The 17,428-nt window shown below is 60.7% G+C and carries 16 protein-coding genes and 2 pseudogenes; 9 read left to right on the forward strand and 9 right to left on the reverse strand.

Going from position 1 to position 17,428, the window contains the following annotated elements; genetic code table 11:
- Window positions 1-6 precede the first annotated feature (6 nt).
- Window positions 7-807: a glucosamine-6-phosphate deaminase gene (gene nagB, locus E5E96_RS14935; RefSeq protein WP_011705423.1), complete on the reverse strand. Its 801-nt coding sequence runs from the start codon at window positions 805-807 to the stop codon at window positions 7-9.
- A gap of 273 nt (window positions 808-1,080) precedes the next feature.
- Between nagB and nagE the strand changes: the two genes are divergently transcribed.
- From nagE to glnS, 4 genes are all read left to right on the forward strand, one after another.
- Entirely contained in the window at window positions 1,081-2,535 is a 1,455-nt protein-coding gene (gene nagE / locus E5E96_RS14940; RefSeq protein ID WP_011705424.1) for an N-acetylglucosamine-specific PTS transporter subunit IIBC, read from the forward strand.
- Window positions 2,536-2,657: 122 nt separating this feature from the next.
- Window positions 2,658-5,321: a beta-N-acetylhexosaminidase gene (locus tag E5E96_RS14945; protein ID WP_124251887.1), complete on the forward strand. Its 2,664-nt coding sequence runs from the start codon at window positions 2,658-2,660 to the stop codon at window positions 5,319-5,321.
- A 103-nt stretch (window positions 5,322-5,424) separates the two neighbouring features.
- Window positions 5,425-5,568 carry an Ada metal-binding domain-containing protein gene (locus E5E96_RS22860; RefSeq protein WP_080644403.1) on the forward strand — a complete coding sequence of 48 codons (144 nt, stop codon included), beginning with the start codon at window positions 5,425-5,427 and terminating at the stop codon, window positions 5,566-5,568.
- Window positions 5,569-5,668: 100 nt separating this feature from the next.
- On the forward strand, window positions 5,669-7,330 hold the full coding sequence (gene glnS, locus E5E96_RS14955) for a glutamine--tRNA ligase (protein WP_171282495.1): 1,662 nt from the start codon (window positions 5,669-5,671) through the stop codon (window positions 7,328-7,330).
- 244 nt (window positions 7,331-7,574) lie between these two features.
- On the opposite strand, the gene fur is transcribed toward glnS, so the two are convergent.
- Entirely contained in the window at window positions 7,575-8,003 is a 429-nt protein-coding gene (gene fur / locus E5E96_RS14960; RefSeq protein WP_011705427.1) for a ferric iron uptake transcriptional regulator, read from the reverse strand.
- A 244-nt stretch (window positions 8,004-8,247) separates the two neighbouring features.
- Between fur and E5E96_RS14965 the strand changes: the two genes are divergently transcribed.
- A complete protein-coding gene (locus tag E5E96_RS14965; protein WP_024943809.1) occupies window positions 8,248-8,730 on the forward strand; it encodes a DUF4442 domain-containing protein in 483 nt (160 codons plus the stop codon).
- Between the two features lie 60 nt (window positions 8,731-8,790).
- Here the strand turns inward: E5E96_RS14965 and fldA are convergent, their stop codons facing one another.
- The 4 genes and pseudogenes from fldA to E5E96_RS14985 all read right to left on the reverse strand — a co-directional run bounded on the left by fldA (window position 8,791) and on the right by E5E96_RS14985 (window position 10,712).
- Entirely contained in the window at window positions 8,791-9,315 is a 525-nt protein-coding gene (gene fldA / locus E5E96_RS14970; protein WP_011705429.1) for a flavodoxin FldA, read from the reverse strand.
- Between the two features lie 39 nt (window positions 9,316-9,354).
- Complete coding sequence (ybfE, locus tag E5E96_RS14975; RefSeq protein ID WP_011705430.1) at window positions 9,355-9,651, reverse strand: LexA regulated protein; 297 nt, start codon at window positions 9,649-9,651, stop codon at window positions 9,355-9,357.
- A 20-nt stretch (window positions 9,652-9,671) separates the two neighbouring features.
- Window positions 9,672-9,893 (reverse strand): DUF2788 domain-containing protein, encoded by a 222-nt coding sequence (locus tag E5E96_RS14980; protein ID WP_011705431.1) that lies wholly within the window; start codon window positions 9,891-9,893, stop codon window positions 9,672-9,674.
- A 55-nt stretch (window positions 9,894-9,948) separates the two neighbouring features.
- Window positions 9,949-10,712: pseudogene (locus tag E5E96_RS14985) on the reverse strand (alpha/beta fold hydrolase).
- A gap of 292 nt (window positions 10,713-11,004) precedes the next feature.
- On the opposite strand from E5E96_RS14985, the gene seqA reads away from it, so the two are divergent.
- Both seqA and pgm read left to right on the forward strand, forming a co-directional pair.
- Entirely contained in the window at window positions 11,005-11,514 is a 510-nt protein-coding gene (gene seqA, locus E5E96_RS14990) for a replication initiation negative regulator SeqA (protein ID WP_139392625.1), read from the forward strand.
- A gap of 57 nt (window positions 11,515-11,571) precedes the next feature.
- Window positions 11,572-13,221: a phosphoglucomutase (alpha-D-glucose-1,6-bisphosphate-dependent) gene (gene pgm / locus E5E96_RS14995; protein WP_043164826.1), complete on the forward strand. Its 1,650-nt coding sequence runs from the start codon at window positions 11,572-11,574 to the stop codon at window positions 13,219-13,221.
- An 84-nt stretch (window positions 13,222-13,305) separates the two neighbouring features.
- Here the strand turns inward: pgm and E5E96_RS15000 are convergent.
- Window positions 13,306-14,186, reverse strand: a pseudogene (locus E5E96_RS15000) (DMT family transporter).
- 96 nt (window positions 14,187-14,282) lie between these two features.
- Here E5E96_RS15000 and E5E96_RS15005 point away from each other — a divergent pair.
- A complete protein-coding gene (locus tag E5E96_RS15005) occupies window positions 14,283-14,765 on the forward strand; it encodes a MarR family winged helix-turn-helix transcriptional regulator (RefSeq protein ID WP_039213181.1) in 483 nt (160 codons plus the stop codon).
- Window positions 14,766-14,789: 24 nt separating this feature from the next.
- Here E5E96_RS15005 and E5E96_RS15010 read toward each other — a convergent pair whose 3' ends face one another.
- Entirely contained in the window at window positions 14,790-15,380 is a 591-nt protein-coding gene (locus E5E96_RS15010; RefSeq protein WP_162517039.1) for a TetR/AcrR family transcriptional regulator, read from the reverse strand.
- A gap of 112 nt (window positions 15,381-15,492) precedes the next feature.
- Between E5E96_RS15010 and E5E96_RS15015 the strand changes: the two genes are divergently transcribed.
- Entirely contained in the window at window positions 15,493-16,158 is a 666-nt protein-coding gene (locus E5E96_RS15015) for a peroxiredoxin-like family protein (RefSeq protein ID WP_171281221.1), read from the forward strand.
- 77 nt (window positions 16,159-16,235) lie between these two features.
- Here E5E96_RS15015 and mltB read toward each other — a convergent pair whose 3' ends face one another.
- Complete coding sequence (gene mltB / locus E5E96_RS15020) at window positions 16,236-17,339, reverse strand: lytic murein transglycosylase B (protein ID WP_171282496.1); 1,104 nt, start codon at window positions 17,337-17,339, stop codon at window positions 16,236-16,238.
- Window positions 17,340-17,428 lie beyond the last annotated feature (89 nt).

Consider the following 17,428-nt stretch of genomic DNA (forward strand, 5'->3'; position numbering starts at 1 on the left):
GACTCCTTACAGACGGCCGATGTTGGCGGCTTCGAGCTGCTGGAAGTAACGCACGGTCTTGACCTTGAGCTCCATGGTGGAGGGCTCGTCACACACCATCATTCCCTTCGGATGCAGTTGCAGGGTGGAGATGGTCCACATGTGGTTGACGCTACCTTCTACCGCGGCCTGCAGGGCCTGGGCCTTGCCGTGACCGGTCACCAGGATCATGATCTCCTCCGCATCCATCAGGGTGCCGACACCCACGGTCAGCGCCAGCTTGGGCACCTGCTCCATGTCGCCGCCAAAGAAGCGGGAGTTGGCGATGCGGGTGTCTTCGGTCAGGGTCTTGACCCGGGTGCGGGAGGAGAGGGAGGAGGCCGGCTCGTTGAACGCGATGTGGCCGTCGTTGCCGACACCGCCCATGAACAGATGGATCTTGCCGTAGGACTTGATCTTGTCTTCGTAGCGCTTGCACTCGGCCACCAGATCCGGCGCGTTGCCGTTGAGGATGTTGATGTTCTCGGGGCGAATGTCGATGTGGCTGAAGAAGTTGTTGTGCATGAAGCTGTGGTAGCTCTCGGGGTGATCTTCCGGCAGGCCGACGTACTCGTCCATGTTGAAGGTGACCACGTTCTGGAAGCTCACTTCACCGGCTTTATGCAGTTCAATCAGGCGCTTGTAAGTGTTGAGCGGGGTACCGCCAGTGGGCAGGCCCAGTACGAAGGGGCGCTCGGCAGTGGGTTTGAACCCATTGATACGGTCAACGATGTAACGGGCAGACCACAGGCCCACTTGGCTGGCAGATTTCAACGGGATCAGGCGCATTGTAGATACCTCTGTACGGGTTGCTGCCGGGATGTCGGCGGCAAATAGACTGGGACGGATTCAAGTTGTTTTATAGCGTAAATAAAGATTGCGAACTAAGCCACATCTATCCGCCACCTTTATCTCGTTTGGGTGATAATGATCACGATTATAGGTTTATTAATTTGCGCAGCGAAATAAAAGCCCTAGACTGCCAATCAAGCCTTGATGGCTTATGCGTCAAACGTGATAAGCACTTAATTTCTAGAAAAACATTAACTAAGGAGAGGAACCGTGAACATTCTCGGTTATTTGCAAAAGATCGGCCGTGCCCTGATGGTGCCGGTAGCGGTATTGCCTGCCGCCGCGATCCTGATGGGGATTGGCTACTGGATTGACCCGAATGGTTGGGGTGGTGGCAGTCCTGTCGCCGCGTTCCTGATCAAGGCCGGCGCAGCCATCATCGACAGCATGCCCGTGCTGTTCGCTGTCGGTGTTGCCTATGGTATGTCCAAAGACAAAGACGGTTCTGCCGCGCTGGCCGGTCTGGTCGGTTTCCTGGTGGTGACCACGCTGCTGAGTCCGGGCGCCGTTGCCCAGATCAAGGGTATCCCGGCCGATCAGGTTCCGGCTGCCTTTGCCAAGATCAGCAACCAGTTCGTCGGTATCCTGTGTGGTGTCATCGCCGCTGAGCTCTACAACCGCTTCAGCAGCGTGGAACTGCACAAGGCGCTGGCTTTCTTCTCCGGCCGCCGTTTGGTGCCGATCGTAACCTCCGTGGTGATGATCGTCGTCTCCTTCATCCTGATGGCCGTTTGGCCGGTCATTTACGGTGGTCTGGTGAGCTTTGGTGAATCCATCGTCAGCCTGGGCTCCACCGGCGCCGGTATCTACGCCTTCTTCAACCGCCTGCTGATCCCTGTCGGTCTGCACCACGCCCTGAACTCCGTGTTCTGGTTCGACGTGGCCGGCATCAACGACATCCCGAACTTCCTGGGCGGCCAGTCCTCCATCGACGCCGGCAAGGGCATCGTGGGTGTGACCGGCATGTATCAGGCTGGCTTCTTCCCGATCATGATGTTCGGTCTGCCGGGTGCCGCGCTGGCCATCTACCACTCCGCCAAGAAAGAGAACAAAGAGAAAGTTGCGTCCATCATGATCGCAGCCGCCTTTGCCGCCTTCTTCACCGGGGTGACCGAGCCGCTCGAGTTCTCCTTCATGTTCGTGGCACCTGTGCTGTACGTCATCCACGCCCTGCTGACCGGTCTGTCCGTGTTCATCGCTGCCTCCATGCAGTGGATTGCCGGCTTCGGCTTCAGTGCCGGTCTGGTGGATATGGTGCTCTCCAGCCGTAACCCGCTGGCGACCCACTGGTACATGCTGCTGGTACAAGGCCTGGTGTTCTTCGGTCTCTACTACGTGGTGTTCCGCGCCGTCATCGTCAAGTTCAACCTGAAAACTCCGGGTCGTGAAGATGACGAAGCAGTACCGGCACAGGCTCAGACCACCGACCGTACCGAACTGGCACGCCAGTATCTGGAAGTGCTGGGCGGTCAGGAGAACCTGGTGACCATCGATGCCTGCATCACCCGTCTGCGTCTGACCCTGAAAGACCGCAGCATCGTTGACGAGCGCAAGCTCAAAGCCCTGGGCGCGGCCGGTGTGGTCAAGCTCGGTGAGCAGAACCTGCAGGTGATTCTGGGCCCATTGGCCGAAATCATCGCCGGTGAGATGAAGGCCCTGCGTTAATCGGGCGCCAAGCTCGCCTCAAGTCTAAGTCCATTGTTGACATAACTAAGGGCCCCGCCTCGGGGCCCCATATAAAAAAAGCCAAGAAAATCCAACCTTTACTTCAAATGAGAGCAGCAGTTATGAACTTGAAACATTCTCTGTTAGCCATTGCCATGTCTACCGTTTTCGTCAGCCAGGTACAGGCAGCCGATGCCGCCAAGCAAGCCGTGGTCGACGCCCTCGCCAGCAACCTCGTCGTCAAGTACGAAGTCGTCACCAACGACGGTGCCGGCGCCGGCCTCGACTGCCAGGCGCTGGGCTCCGAGTGGGCGAGCTGCGGCGTTGCCAAGCTGCACCTGACCAATACCGGTGCTGACGTCACCTCCAAAGACTGGAGCATCTATGTCTCCTCCATCCGCCGCATCCAGCGGGTGGACAACGACCAGTTCACCATCACCCACCTGACCGGCGACCTCTATCGTTTGACGCCGACCGAGAAGTTCCAGGGCTTTGCCAAGGATGCCACGGTCGAAGTGCCGCTGGTGGTGGAGTACTGGGTACTGTTCGAATCTGATATCATGCCGAACTGGTATGTCGCCAGCGAAGGGGCCGAGCCGAAAGTGCTGGCCAGCATGAGCAACATCGACGATGCCACCACCTACGAGAAGCCGATGCCGGCCGACGGCTGGAAGCGCACCAAGGATGACAACAACATCCTGATGAACAGCGAAACCCGTTTCGCCGCCAACCAGACCAGCAGCTTGCTGCCGGCTGGCAAGGTCGACAACCAGATCCTGCCGACCCCGATGAAGCAGGTGGTCAAGGCCGGCCCGCAGGTCGACTTCTCCACCATCAAGCTCAATGCCCTGGACCTGCCGAGCGATCGCGCCGAAGCCCTGAAGGCTCAACTGACCAAGCTGGGTGTTACCCTCTCCGACACCGGCTACCCAGTGACCATCAAGCTCGGCAGCAAGCTCAAGCAGGCCGAAGGCTACGACATGACCATCGGCCAGAAAGGCACTGTGGTGCAGGGTCATGACATCGAAGGCGCCTTCTGGGGGGCCCAGTCCTTGATCTCCCTCCTGGGGGTCAACGACAAGCTGGTCAGCCAGATGCATGTCGAAGATGCGCCGCGCTTTGAATACCGTGGCATGCAGACCGACGTGGCCCGTCACTTCAGAAGCCCAGAGACTCTGAAGAAGCTGGTGGACCAGATGTCCGCCATGAAGCTCAACGTGCTGCACCTGGGGCTGACCAACGATGAAGGCTGGCGTCTGGAGATCCCGGGTCTGCCGGAGCTGACCGACGTCGGCAGCCAGCGTTGCCACGACGAGTCCGAAACCAAGTGCCTGATGCCGCAGCTGGGCTCCGGCCCGACCAGCGACAACCAGGGTTCCGGTTTCTACAGCAAGGCCGACTACATCGACCTGGTTCGTTATGCCAAGGCCCGCGGCGTGACCGTGATCCCCGAGATCAACATGCCGGCACACGCCCGTGCCGCCGTGGTCTCCATGGAAGCGCGTTACAAGCGCCTGATGGCTGAAGGTAAAGAGACCGAAGCCAACCAGTTCCGTCTGACTGACCCGGCCGATACCTCCAACGTCACCTCGGTGCAGTTCTACGACAAGATGTCCTTCATCAACCCCTGCCAGCCGGGCGCCGCTACCTTCGTGGCCAAGGTGATGGACGAAGTGGCCCAGATGCACCAGGCCGCCGGCCAGCCGCTGACCGCCTGGCACTACGGTGGTGACGAGGCGAAGAACATCATGCAGGGCGGTGGTTACCAGGATCCGGCCGTCACCAAGAAAGAAGAGCTGGTCGCCTGGAAGGGCAACGTCGACTCCAGCAAGCAGGACAAGCCGTTCGGCAAGTCGCCGATGTGCCAGAAGATGATCGACGATGGCAAGATCAAGGACGTGGCCGAGCTGCCGGTCTACTTCGCCAAGGAAGTGAGCGAAATGGTCAAGGGCCACGGCTTCTCCACCCTGCAGGCGTGGGAAGATGGTCTGAAGTACGCCACGGATGCCAGCGTGTTTGCCACTGACAAGACTCGTGTCAACTTCTGGGAAACCCTCTACTGGGGTGGCTTCAACGAAGCGATGAAGTGGGCGCACAAGGGCTATGACGTGGTGCTCTCCAACCCGGATTACCTCTACTTCGACTTCCCGAACGAGGTACACCCGGCCGAGCGCGGCTACTACTGGGCTACCCGCTTCAACGACACCCGCAAGGTGTTCGCCTTCGCCCCGGAAAACCTGCCGCAGAACGCCGAAACCTCGGTTGACCGCGACGGCAACGCTTTCGTGGCCAAGGGTGACCAGGATCCGGTCAAGTTCAAGGGGATCTCCGGTCAGCAGTGGAGTGAAACCGTGCGTACCGACGCGCAATACGAGTACATGGTCTACCCGCGTATCTTCTCCATGGCCGAGCGTGCCTGGCACAAGGGCGGCTTCGAGCTGGACTACGTGAAGAACCGCGAGTTCTCCGGTACTACCAAGTTCGTCAACAAGGCCACCCTGAACAAGGAGTGGAACCAGTTCGCCAACGTACTGGGTCAGCGCGTGCTGCCGAAACTGGACCAGGCCGGGGTGGAATACCGCCTCTCCGTACCGGGCGCCAAGGTGGTGAACGGCGTGCTGGAAGCAAACGTGGATCTGCCGGGCTTGCCCATCCAGTACAGCCTGGATGGCAAGAGCTGGAGCGCCTACGACGCTGCAGCCAAGCCGACCGTGGATGGCAAGGTCTACCTGCGTACCACCAGCTTCGATGGCAAGCGCACCAGCCGCGTCACCGAGCTGAACTGATAGCCTTCAATCCATAACGCAAGGTGGGTCGCAAGACCCGCCTTTCCCAAGGGCGATGGCCATCGGGCTTGGGAAAGGTTGACTGTGCGTGTGAGCCTTTGTTGTGTGTGTATATTGTCTGTTTTTGTTTTTCATCACCTTGAACCCCGCCTCGCGCGGGGTCTTTTTTTCGTCAGTCAGTCAAACCGGCCACCAGTGCAGGGCGTTTTGCGGCGCCAGTACCCCGAAACGGGCAAATTCAGGTTGAGACAGGGCGCGTAATGAGGGATCATATCCGGCTTGACGGCGGGGGTATGAGGGTGCCAGCCGGCACAACTTCCGCCAGTGACGCATTTTTGAGGTGAGCCATGAGTCAGGCGAACAGCCCAACTAACTTTATTCGTCAGATCATTGATGAAGATCTGGCCAGCGGTAAGCACAGCAGCGTGCATACCCGTTTTCCGCCCGAGCCGAACGGTTATCTCCATATCGGTCACGCCAAGTCCATCTGCCTGAACTTCGGCATCGCCCGCGACTACCAGGGCCAGTGCAACCTGCGCTTCGACGACACCAACCCGGTGAAGGAAGATATCGAGTACGTTGAGTCCATCAAGCAGGACGTGCAGTGGCTCGGCTTCCAGTGGAACGGCGAGATCTGCTACTCCTCCGACTATTTCGACAAGCTGCACGGCTATGCTATCGAGCTCATCGAGAAGGGGCTGGCCTACGTGGACGAGCTCTCTGCCGAGCAGATGCGCGAATACCGTGGCACCCTGACTGCGCCGGGCAAGAACAGCCCGTTCCGCGATCGCTCGGTGGCCGAGAACCTGGCCCTGTTCGAGAAGATGAAGAACGGCGAGTTTGCCGAAGGCGCCGCCTGCCTGCGCGCCAAGATCGACATGGCATCTCCCTTCATGGTGATGCGCGATCCCGTCATCTATCGCATCAAGTTTGCCCACCACCACCAGACCGGTGACAAGTGGTGCATCTACCCGATGTATGACTTCACGCACTGCATCTCGGACGCCCTGGAAGGGATCACCCACTCCATTTGTACGCTGGAATTCCAGGACAACCGTCGTCTGTACGACTGGGTGCTGGACAACATCACCATCGACTGCCACCCCCGTCAGTACGAGTTCTCCCGGCTGAACCTCGAATACACCGTCATGTCCAAGCGCAAGCTGAACCTGCTGGTGACCGAGAAGCACGTGGACGGTTGGGACGATCCGCGCATGTTGACCGTCTCCGGTCTGCGCCGTCGCGGCTACACCCCGGCCTCCATCCGCGAGTTCTGCAAGCGCATCGGCGTGACCAAGCAGGACAACATCGTCGAGATGAGCATGCTGGAAGCCTGCATCCGCGAAGATCTCAACGAGAATGCCCCGCGCGCCATGGCTGTGCTGCACCCGGTCAAGGTGGTTATCGAGAACCTGGCCGCCGACGAAGTGCTGACTGCCCCGGCCCACCCGAACAACGCCGAGATGGGCACCCGCGAACTGAACTTCACCCGCGAGATCCTCATCGATGAAGCGGATTTCAAAGAAGAAGCCAACAAGCAGTTCAAGCGACTGGTGCTGGGCAAGGAAGTGCGCCTGCGCAATGCCTACGTCATCAAGGCCGAGCGGGTCGAGAAAGATGCCGATGGCAAGGTCACCTGCATCTACTGCTCTTACGATCCCGAGACCCTGGGCAAGGATCCGGCTGATGGTCACAAGGTGAAAGGGGTGATCCACTGGGTCAGCGCCACTCACTCCCTGCCGGCCGAAGTGCGTCTCTACGACCGCCTGTTCAAGGTGCCGAACCCGGGCGCCGAAGAGGACTTCGAAGCGGCCCTGAATCCGGACTCCCTGGTGATCATCGAGGGTGCCCGTGTCGAGGCCTCCCTGAAGAACGCCAAGCCGGAGCAGGCTTACCAGTTCGAGCGTGAAGGTTACTTCTGCGCCGACAACAAGCTCTCCAGCCCGGAGCATCTGGTGTTCAACCGCACCGTGGCCCTGCGCGACGTGTGGGGCAAGGCCGAGGCCTGATAACAGAAGAGGGCAGGGGAGACCCTGCCCTTTCTTGATCTGGGAGCCTGTTTACGAGCTGTGACGAGAGGTTGTCAGCAAGGTGAAGCGGCACAGGAACCGGCGCGTATAGAGATACGTGAGGGTTTTGAGCAGCAGGTGAGCCTTGAGCACGACCTCGGAGCAAGAGCTTAAGCGGGTTCTAAATGACGGACGCAAAAAAGCCAGCGCGATGCTGGCTTTTTTATTGGCTCTGTCTGGCGGGTCAATCTTCGTGCTTGCACTCGCCGGCGGCGCAGTGGCCGTACAGATAGAGACTGTGATTGGTCAGCCGGATGTTGTGCTGCTGGGCGATATCGCGCTGGCGCTGCTCGATCACCTCGTCGGAGAACTCGATCACCTTGCCGCAGTCGAGGCAGACCAGGTGGTCGTGGTGTTCCTGGGTGGCCAGTTCGAACACCGACTTGCCCCCTTCGAAGTGGTGACGGGTAACAATACCGGCATCATCAAACTGGTTGAGAACGCGATATACGGTAGCGAGACCAATCTCTTCACCCTGGTCGATCAGTCGTTTGTACAGATCTTCCGCACTGGTGTGCTGGCAGTCCGGCTGTTGCAGGATTTCCAGGATTTTGACACGGGGCAAGGTGATCTTGAGCCCGGCCTTTTTTAACGCTTGGTTGTTGTCTGCCATATTCTATTTATTCGCATTCTCGAAGGTGTGGTTATTCTGATTGACTGCCGCTGGAATGGCAACCACGAACTCGCTTGGCCTGTCATTATAGGTCGTAGCTCACCTAAAAATAAACCCAGTAATTCAAGGGCTTTAGCGCAGATGGCGCCATCCGGTGGAATTGGACGGATTCTCGTGACGGCTTGCTCGTTTGGTGAATGTTGATAAAATGTAACCTTCTTCACTGTCTGGTCGGATGAGATCCATGGATTGGCTTTTTGACAATGCGGCCTGGGTGCGCCGCGCCCTCAACGCCTGGCCCCCCTTTTGGGGCGCCGGCATCAAGATAGAGACATTGAGCGATGATTTTCGCTTCTGCCGGGTCACCCTCAAGTCCCGCTGGTGGAACAAGAACGCCAACCGTACCCAGTTTGGCGGCAGCATGTTTGCGATGACCGATCCCATCTATCCACTGATGCTGATGGGCTATTTCAAGAACCGCTATTACGTCTGGGACAAGGCGGGCAGCATCAACTACATCAAGCCGGGCAAGGGCAAGCTGGTGGCCGAATTCAACCTGACCGACGGCAAGCTGGCTGCCATCGTGGCGGCGACCGATGGGGGAGACAAGCACTTCCCCGAGTTCGAGGTGACGGTGCAGGATCAAAGCGGTGAGCTGGTGGCCCAGGTCAAGCGCACCCTCTATGTGCGGGCCAAACCGGAACACCGAAGTGGCGAAAGAGGCTGAGTCAGAAACAACAAGGGCCCCGCGGGGGCCCTTGTTGTCAGAGAGGCTGGCGAGCCTGGATCACTCCAGCTCGGCCAGGCACATCTCTTCGTGCAGCTGCTTGCACCAGCCCTTGACGCGCTCGGCGGTCAGCTCTGGCTGGCGATCTTCGTCGATGCCCAGACCCACGAAGTGCTTGTCGTCCACCAGTGCCTTGGAGGCTTCGAATTCGTAGCCGGCGGTTGGCCAGTTGCCGATGACGATGGCGCCTTTGGCTTCGACGATGTCACGCAGGGTGCCCATGGCGTCGAGGAAGTATTCGGCATAGTCTTCCTGATCGCCGCATCCGAAGATGGCGACCAGCTTGTTGGTGAAGTCGATCTCTTCCAGCTCGGGGAAGAAGTCGTCCCAGTCGGCCTGGGCTTCGCCATAGTACCAAGTCGGGATACCGAACATCAGCAGATCGAAGCTGTCGATGTCGGCCTTGCTGCTCTTGGCAATGTCACGGACTTCAATCAGTTGTTTGCCCAGTTCTTTCTGGATCATCTTGGCGACAGCTTCGGTATTACCGGTATCGCTGCCGAAAAACAGACCTACACTAGCCATAGTGTTTAGTTACCCGTATCTGGTGTTAATGCTTAACGGTCAGATTGTGATGCCTGCAGCATGTGCAGACTCAATCTGTTGCTTCAGGATAGATTGGATCAGCTCGGCTCGGCTGACGTTCTGTTGTAACGCAAGTTGGTTCAGGCGTTCCAGCAACTCGGCCTCCACCTTTAACTCTACCCGCTTCAAACCGTTCTCCCGATCGCGCTTGAGCTGGTTGCGCTTGTTGATCTTGAGCTGGGTCTCGCGGGGGAGTGGGTTGGTCTTTGGCCTGCCGGGGCGCTTCTCATTTGCGAACAGATCCAGTGTTGTTCGATCAGTTTGCTGTTTGGCCATACATCACAGATGAAAATAAGTTAGCCGATGCCTGAGCCTTCCCAGCCCAGTTCGATCAGCCCCTTGGCGACAAAACCTGCACAACCCAGGAAGAGTACCAACCAGACGATGAGTCGGCCAAAACGGGGCACGTTACCGCGTTTGAGCACGTCCTGAATGGCCAGGCCAATCAATACGAAAATGGCCACAAAGAATAACTTCAGGCCCAGACTCTCAATCAGGTCGATATGTTCACTTAGCATGGATTGCGCACACTCCTTATGACGGGCGCACTATATCACAAAGGATTTGAAACTGTTAACCGCCTGTCGACAGGAAATCCACAACCAGTTTGTTGAACAAAACCGGCTTTTCCGCGTGCAGCCAGTGACCGGTACCGGCGATGACCCGGGCCTTGGCGGCGGGGAATTGCGCCATCACCGTCTCGGTATGCTCGGGTTGCATGTAGTCGGAATCCCCCCCTTGATGAAGAGCGCTGGGCCCTCGAAACGGCTCTGTGCATCGGGCCAGCCCATGATGTTGGCGTAGTTGCGCTCAAGGGCCGGGACGTTGAAACGCCAGCTCCAGCCGTGCCCTGTTTTGGCAAACGACTTGAGCAAGAACTGGCGTACGCCGGCGATCTCGATGTGCTGCGCCAGGATGGCTTCCGCCTCGCTGCGGCTTTGCGGAACCTGTTCGAGGGTGGCGTTGAGGCCGGCGAACACATTCTGGTGGCGGGCGTGGGGGTAGGCGACCGGCGCGATATCGGCCACCACCAGCTTGGCAACGCGCGTTGGCGCGAGCTTCGCCAGCTGCATGCCCACCTTGCCTCCCATGGAGTGACCCACGATGGCCACCTGCTCAAGCCCGAGTTTATCCAGCAGGGCGAGCAGATCGGCGGCCTGGGCCGGGTAGCTCATTTCGTCGGAGTGAAAGGAGGCGCCGTGGTTGCGCAGATCGACGCTGATGACCCGGTATTGTTCGCTCAGCGGGCGCGCCAGCAGGCCGAGGTTGTCCAGACTGCCGAACAGCCCGTGGATCAGCACGACGGGCTGGCCCTGGCCCTGCTCCTTGAAGTTCAATAATGGGTTTTGTTGCAAAATGACACCTTGTCGGTCGTGAGTGCGTTGCACGTTGTGATTTAACACACTGGAAAGAAAAGGATTTCACTCATTGCGGAGCAAAAAAGTGTGGTTTTTTTTCTAAAAAAAGTCTGCCAGATCGGCTATCAGTGCGACGGATCACACACTTGGCCCGCTATTATGCCGTATTCTCGATGAGATTCATGCACATCTGTCCGCCCCTTGCTTGGGCTGCCGGGTTTGCCTATGTATAATCGCCGCATCCGAATTTCGACGAGTCCAGCGCATCCCTATGAAAACCATCGAGCTTGATGACGATCTCTACTTCTATATCGCCAGCCAGACCCGGCACATCGGCGAGAGTGCCTCCGATATCCTGCGCCGCCTGCTGGAACAGCCCGCCAACCAGGCTGCGCCGGTTGCCGAGCCGGTGACGACGGCCCAGCCGCACGTCGTGGCCGATGCCATGGGGCTGGAGGCGCTGCTCGACTCTGGCGAGCTGCAAAAAGAAGAGAAGTCCATCAACCGCTTCATGCAGGTGCTCAGTACCCTCTACCGGGATGACCCGGTCGGATTTACCCAGGCCACCGAAATCAAGGGGCGCAAGCGCGTCTATTTCTCGCGGGATCCCGATGCCCTGCGCGCCAGCGGCAGCACCACCAAGCCCAAGCCGGTGCCGGAGACCCCGTTCTGGGTGATCACCAATACCAACACCAGTCGCAAGCAGAACATGGTGGCCCAGCTGATGACCAGCATGGGGTATGGCGACGAGGTGATCGCCCGGGTGTGCGGCGCAATTTAACGGTTCATCAGACTCAGGCCTTGCCGGGCAAGGCCGCCATCAAGCAAGGACAACGCCATGGCACAGCATTCCCACGCCGGTCAGCCGGCCCGTTTGAGCGACCTGACCAACATCCCCCGTCTGGTCAGCGCCTACTACCTCAACAAGCCCGACATGAGCCGCCCCGAGCAGCGGGTTGCCTTCGGCACCTCCGGTCACCGCGGCAGCGCCCTGCACAACGCCTTCACCGAATCCCACATCCTGGCGGTGACCCAGGCGCTGGTGGAGTATCGCCAGCAGGCCGGCATCACGGGCCCGTTGTTTGTCGGCATGGATACCCATGCCCTGTCTGAATCCGCCTTTGCCAGCGCGGTGGAAGTGCTGGCGGCCAACGGCGTCGAGACTCGCATTCAGGCCGGCCTCGGTTTTACCCCGACCCCGGTCATCTCTCACGCCATCCTGCGCCACAACGCGGGCAAACCGGCTGCCCGTGCCGACGGCGTGGTGATCACCCCGTCCCACAACCCGCCGGAAGATGGTGGCTTCAAGTACAACCCACCCCATGGTGGCCCCGCCGAAGGGGAGATCACCAAGTGGGTGGAGGATCGCGCCAACGCGATTCTGGAAGCGGGTCTGGCCGGGGTGAAGCGCATGCCGTTCGCCGAGGCCCTCAAGAGCCCGTTCGTGGCCCTGCACGACTATGTGACGCCCTATGTGGATGACCTGAAGAACGTGCTAGACATGGAGGCCATCAAGCAGGCCGGCATCAAGATCGGTGTCGATCCGCTGGGCGGCTCCGGCGTCGCCTACTGGGACGTCATCGCCAAGACCTATGGTCTGAACATCGAGGTGGTGAACTACAAGGTCGACCCGACCTTCTCCTTCATGACCCTGGATAAAGACGGCAAGATCCGGATGGACTGCTCCAGCCCGTTCGCCATGGCCAGCCTGATTGCCCTCAAGGACAAGTTCGACATCGCCCTTGGCAACGACCCTGACTACGACCGTCACGGCATCGTCACCAAGTCCGGCCTGATGAACCCGAACCACTATCTGGCGGTGGCGATCCAGTATCTGTTTACCCATCGTACCGGCTGGTCCAAAGAGTCTGCGGTCGGCAAAACGCTGGTCTCCTCTTCCATGATCGACCGGGTGGCCGGCGAGATTGGCCGCACCCTCAAAGAGGTGCCGGTCGGCTTCAAGTGGTTCGTGGATGGCCTCTACAGCGGCGAGTTCGGCTTTGGCGGCGAGGAGAGCGCGGGCGCCTCCTTCCTGCGCAAAGACGGCACCGTCTGGACCACCGACAAGGATGGCTTCATCCTGGCGCTGCTGGCAGCGGAAATTCTGGCGGTGACCGGCAAGGATCCGCAGGCCCACTACGACGCACTGGAAGCCAAGTTTGGTCGCTCCAGCTATCGTCGCATCGACGCCCCGGCCAACAGCGCCCAGAAGGCGGTGCTCTCCAAGCTGGATCCGGCGCTGGTGGAAGCCTCCACCCTGGCCGGCGAGCCCATCATCGCCAAGCTGACCAAGGCGCCGGGCAACGATGCGGCCATCGGCGGCCTCAAGGTGGTGACCGAGAACGGCTGGTTCGCGGCGCGCCCCTCCGGCACCGAGTCCATCTACAAGATCTACATGGAGAGCTTCAAGGGCGAGGCGCACCTGGACCTCATCCAGCAGGAAGCCCAGCAGATCGTCTCCGCCGCCCTGGCCAAGGCCGGGGTCTGAGTTCGACTCAAACACCTGCGGAATGTGAAAGAGGAGCCTTGATGGCTCCTCTTTTTTATTGCGCTTAAGCTGAATGGGTCGTGCTCACGGCCTGCCGCACTGGCCTGTGCTCGCCCGGCGGGCCTGCCAGCGTTTGAAGAAGGGGCGAGCAGGCAGCTTCATCAGGAACAGGGAGAGCAGGATCACCCCGATGCCGAGCCATTGGCGAGCATCCAGCGTTTCCCCCACCATCAGCACGCCGCAGGAGACCGCCACCATGGGGTTGGTGAGGGCCAGCATGCCCATCACCTCCGGGCCGTGGCGCTTGAGCCCCCACAGCCAGGCCCAGTAGGCCAGCGCCGTGTTGAGCAGGATCAGCCAGAGCAGGCCGGGAACGCTTGCCGGCTGCGGCAGCGGCATGGGGCCGGCCAGCCACCAGGCGAGCGGGATCAGCATCAGGCCGCCCAGCAGCAGTTGCCAGGCGGTCAGCGCCAGCAGATCGCTCACCGGCCAGCGCTGCATCCAGCGGCTGGACTGGCCGATGAGCAGGGTCGCCAGCAGGGCGCAGGTCACGCCGACAGGATCCAGATTGGCGGAAGGGTTGAGCAGCAGCAAGACCCCACCCAGCCCCATCAGGCCCAGCAGCAGCCATTTCAGGGACGGCCTGACGCCATCTTGCAACCAGGCCAGCAACATCAAGACCAGCGGCAGGGTGGCACCCAGGGTGCCCGCCACGGCCCCAGGCAGCCGGAAAGCGGCCACGAACAGCAGGGCGAAAAACGCAGCGATGTTGCAAAACGCCAGCAGGCACTGCTTGCCCCAGGGCAGGGGCGGCAGGCGCGGGCGTACCAGCAACAGGAACAACCCGGCCGGCAATGCCCGCCACACCGCCACCCAGTAGGGGAGTAGTCGGTCAGATAGAGGCTGACGACGGCATAGGTGCTGCCCCAGAGCAGGGGGGCCAGCAGGGCGATCAGCATGGGCATGAACTTGTCTCTTTATGAAGTATCTTTAAGTAAAGATAAATTAGCCTCAAATTGGTTTACCATCAAGTATCTCGATAAAAAGATAAGTGGCCGAAGATGGAATCAGATCATGTAGACCTGCTGCTGGCCCAGTGGGCCCGGCAGCGACCGGATCTCGACTGCTCTCCCATGGGCGTGCTGGGACGGGTGGCGCGAATGGCGGCGATCGCCGGACGGGAGGTGAGCGAGGAGCTCAAGGAGTGCGGCCTGCTCGGCAGCGACTTCGACATTCTGGCGACCCTGCGTCGGGCCGGCGAACCGCTTACCCCGACCGTGCTCTATCAATCCGCCATGTTGAGCTCGGGGGCCATGACCGCCCGCCTCGACAAACTGGCAGAGCGGGGCTTGATCGAACGCCAAGCCGCCCCGAGCGATCGGCGCAGCCTGCTGGTCTGTTTGACCGACGCGGGCCGGGAATTGGTTGACCGGGCGGTGGAGCGGCACGTGGCCAACGAGCGGCGCCTGCTGGCGCCATTGACCCTGGCCGAGCAGGACCAGCTGGCCGCCCTGCTCAAGCGCTGGCTGCTGGAAAACGAGTGAACCCCGCAGCCGGGTGAGCGGTCGTCAGGCGTCCGCAGACAGAATGGCCTGCATCTGGGCCAGTACCGCGTTCACCTTGGTGGCGGGCGGATGGGTGCGGCCCAGTACGCGCAATCCCCACACCATGGTCATCAGCAAGGCGGCGGTGGCATCGACGTCGCGCCCGGCGGTTAGCTCCCCTGCCGCCTGCGCCTGGCGCAGGGCTGCGCTGACCCGCAGCTCGACCTCGGCGAGGTGGCTGCTGGCGGTCTCCTGAATGAGCGGGTGGTGGCGGCCGATTTCCAGCAAGGTGTTGACCAGCAGGCAGCCACGGTGCGCCTCGCTGGCGATGGCATCCCGGGCCACTGCATCGAGCAGGGCCTGCACGGCCGCCAGGGGGGAGGCTGCCGAGCTCAGGATCTGCTCGATCTGCGCCAGGCTCTGCGCCGAATAGCGCTGCAGCACCTCCATGAACAACCCCTCCTTTGAGCTGAAGGCGCCGTACAGGCTGCTGGGCTTGAGTCCCATCCGTTCGACCAGCGCGGCAATGCCGGTATTGCTGAAGCCGGTATCCCAGAAGGCGTTGAGAGCGATTTCCAGTACCTGTTCTCTGTCAAATGATGCGGGTCTTGCCATCTCGATTCCTGCCTTGTGAAACTCCATTTTGGAGTGATCGCTAAAAAACAACTTGACCATGGGGCGTGGTCCGCTCGATATTGTAGCGACCACTACAAAAAGGATGGTCATGATGCACACACTCGAGCAAAAAATCAAAGCGTACGATGAGCAGAAGCAGCGCCAGGTACCGGCCCCGGTACTGGCCCTGATGGAGGAGGCGACCCGCAGCCTGCAGAAAAGCGGGCTGGAGCAAGCGGCGCTGGGGCGCGGAGAGCGAATGCCCGACTTCGCCCTGCCGGATCAGCACGGGGTGGTGCGCCCGCTCTCCCACTATCTGGCGGAGGGGCCTGTGCTGCTCAACGTCTATCGCGGTGGCTGGTGCCCCTACTGCAACATGGAGATGCAGGCGCTCAACGCCGTGTTGCCGGCGCTGCGTGAGCGCGGTGTTAACCTCATCGGCATGACGCCGGAAACCCCCAGTTCGGCGCAGGATACCCTCACTGCCAACGGGCTGGCGATCACCGTGCTGAGCGACGAGGGCAACCGGGTCTCGGCAGCGCTGGGACTGGTGTTCGAGCTGCCGGAGGCGCTCAGGCCCATCTATGCCGGCTTTGGCATCGACATCCCGGCGAGCAACGGCGACGAGAGCTTCACCCTGCCGGTGCCGGCCAGCTACATCATCGGTCAGGACCGCACCGTGCACTACCACTTCATCAACGCCGATTACACCCGTCGGGTCGAGCCGGCCGCCCTGCTTGCCGAGCTGGATCGTCTGGCGAAGGCGGGGGCACTGTAAACGCACACTGCGCCCGAAGGCGCAGTGTGGATGGTTGGCAAGGCGGCCTAGAGGGCCGCCTTTTTTATCCGGCCGACTCAGTAACCGCCGCGGGCATCCTTGACCGCCAGCCCCAGCTGCCACACCGCCATGGCGTAGTGGGTGCTGTGGTTGTAGCGGGTGATGGTGTAGAAGTTCGGCAGGCCGTACCAGTACTGATAGCCGGTGCCCACATCGAGGCGCAACAGGCTCGCCTCGCTGTGGTTGCCGAGGGTGCTGGTGGGGGTCAGCCCGGCGCGGCGCAGGGAGGCGACCGGGTAGCGGGTCTGGAAACCGTGCTCGTAGCCGGGTAGCTGGCCCTGACCGCGCACCGCCACCGGTTGTCCCTTCTCCCAGCCGTGGGCCTTGAAGTAGTTGGCCACGCTGCCGATGGCATCCACCGGGTCCCACAGGTTGGTGTGGCCGTTGCCGTTGAAGTCCACCGCGTAGCGCTGGAAGCTGGAGGGCATGAACTGGCCGTAACCCATGGCGCCGGCGTAGGAGCCCTTGGGTTCGGTGGGATCCATCCCCTCGTCGCGAGTCATCACCAGGAAGGATTCCAGCTCGCTGGTGAAGAACTCGGCCCGGCGCGGGTAGTCGAACGCCAGGGTCGCCAGCGCATCCAGGATGCGGGTCTTGCCCATCACCCGGCCCCAGCGGGTCTCCACGCCTATGATGCCGACGATGATCTCCGGCGGCACCCCATACACCTGCTGGGCACGGTTGAGTTCGTTCTCGTACTCACGCCAGAAGCTGACGCCGTTCTGTACGTTGTCCGGGGTGATGAACTTGGCGCGGTAGCGATTCCAGGCACCGGTCGGGCCGGTGGGCGGCGTGGTGGTGGGGGCCTGGGCATCCATCAGGCGGATGATCCAGTCGTAGCGCTCGGCCTGGGCCAGCACCCGGTGCAGCTCGGCGCCGTCGAAGCCGTGCTTTTGCACCATCCGCTGTACGAAGTTGTCCACGTTGGCGCGATTGGCGAAGTCCCCCTTGCTGACACCCGGCTGGCTCACCTGCCCGTAGAAGGGGTTGCTCGGCGGCGTCTGGTTGATGAAGGCGCTGTTGGGCTGGGGCTTGACCACGGGCTTGGCAGCCGGCGTGCTGCTGCAGCCATAGAGCATGGGAAACAGGGAGAGGGTGAGCACGGAGACAAGGCGACGCATAAGGTTCTCATGAGCCTGAAAAAGAGTGTCGCCATGGTAAAACATTGTCGTCCATGCGCAAGTGTTCCGTAGCGGGCCCCTCCCGTCGT

This window comes from Aeromonas sp. 1805, from assembly GCF_013085525.1.
In the GTDB taxonomy this organism is placed as follows: Bacteria; Pseudomonadota; Gammaproteobacteria; order Enterobacterales; family Aeromonadaceae; genus Aeromonas; species Aeromonas hydrophila.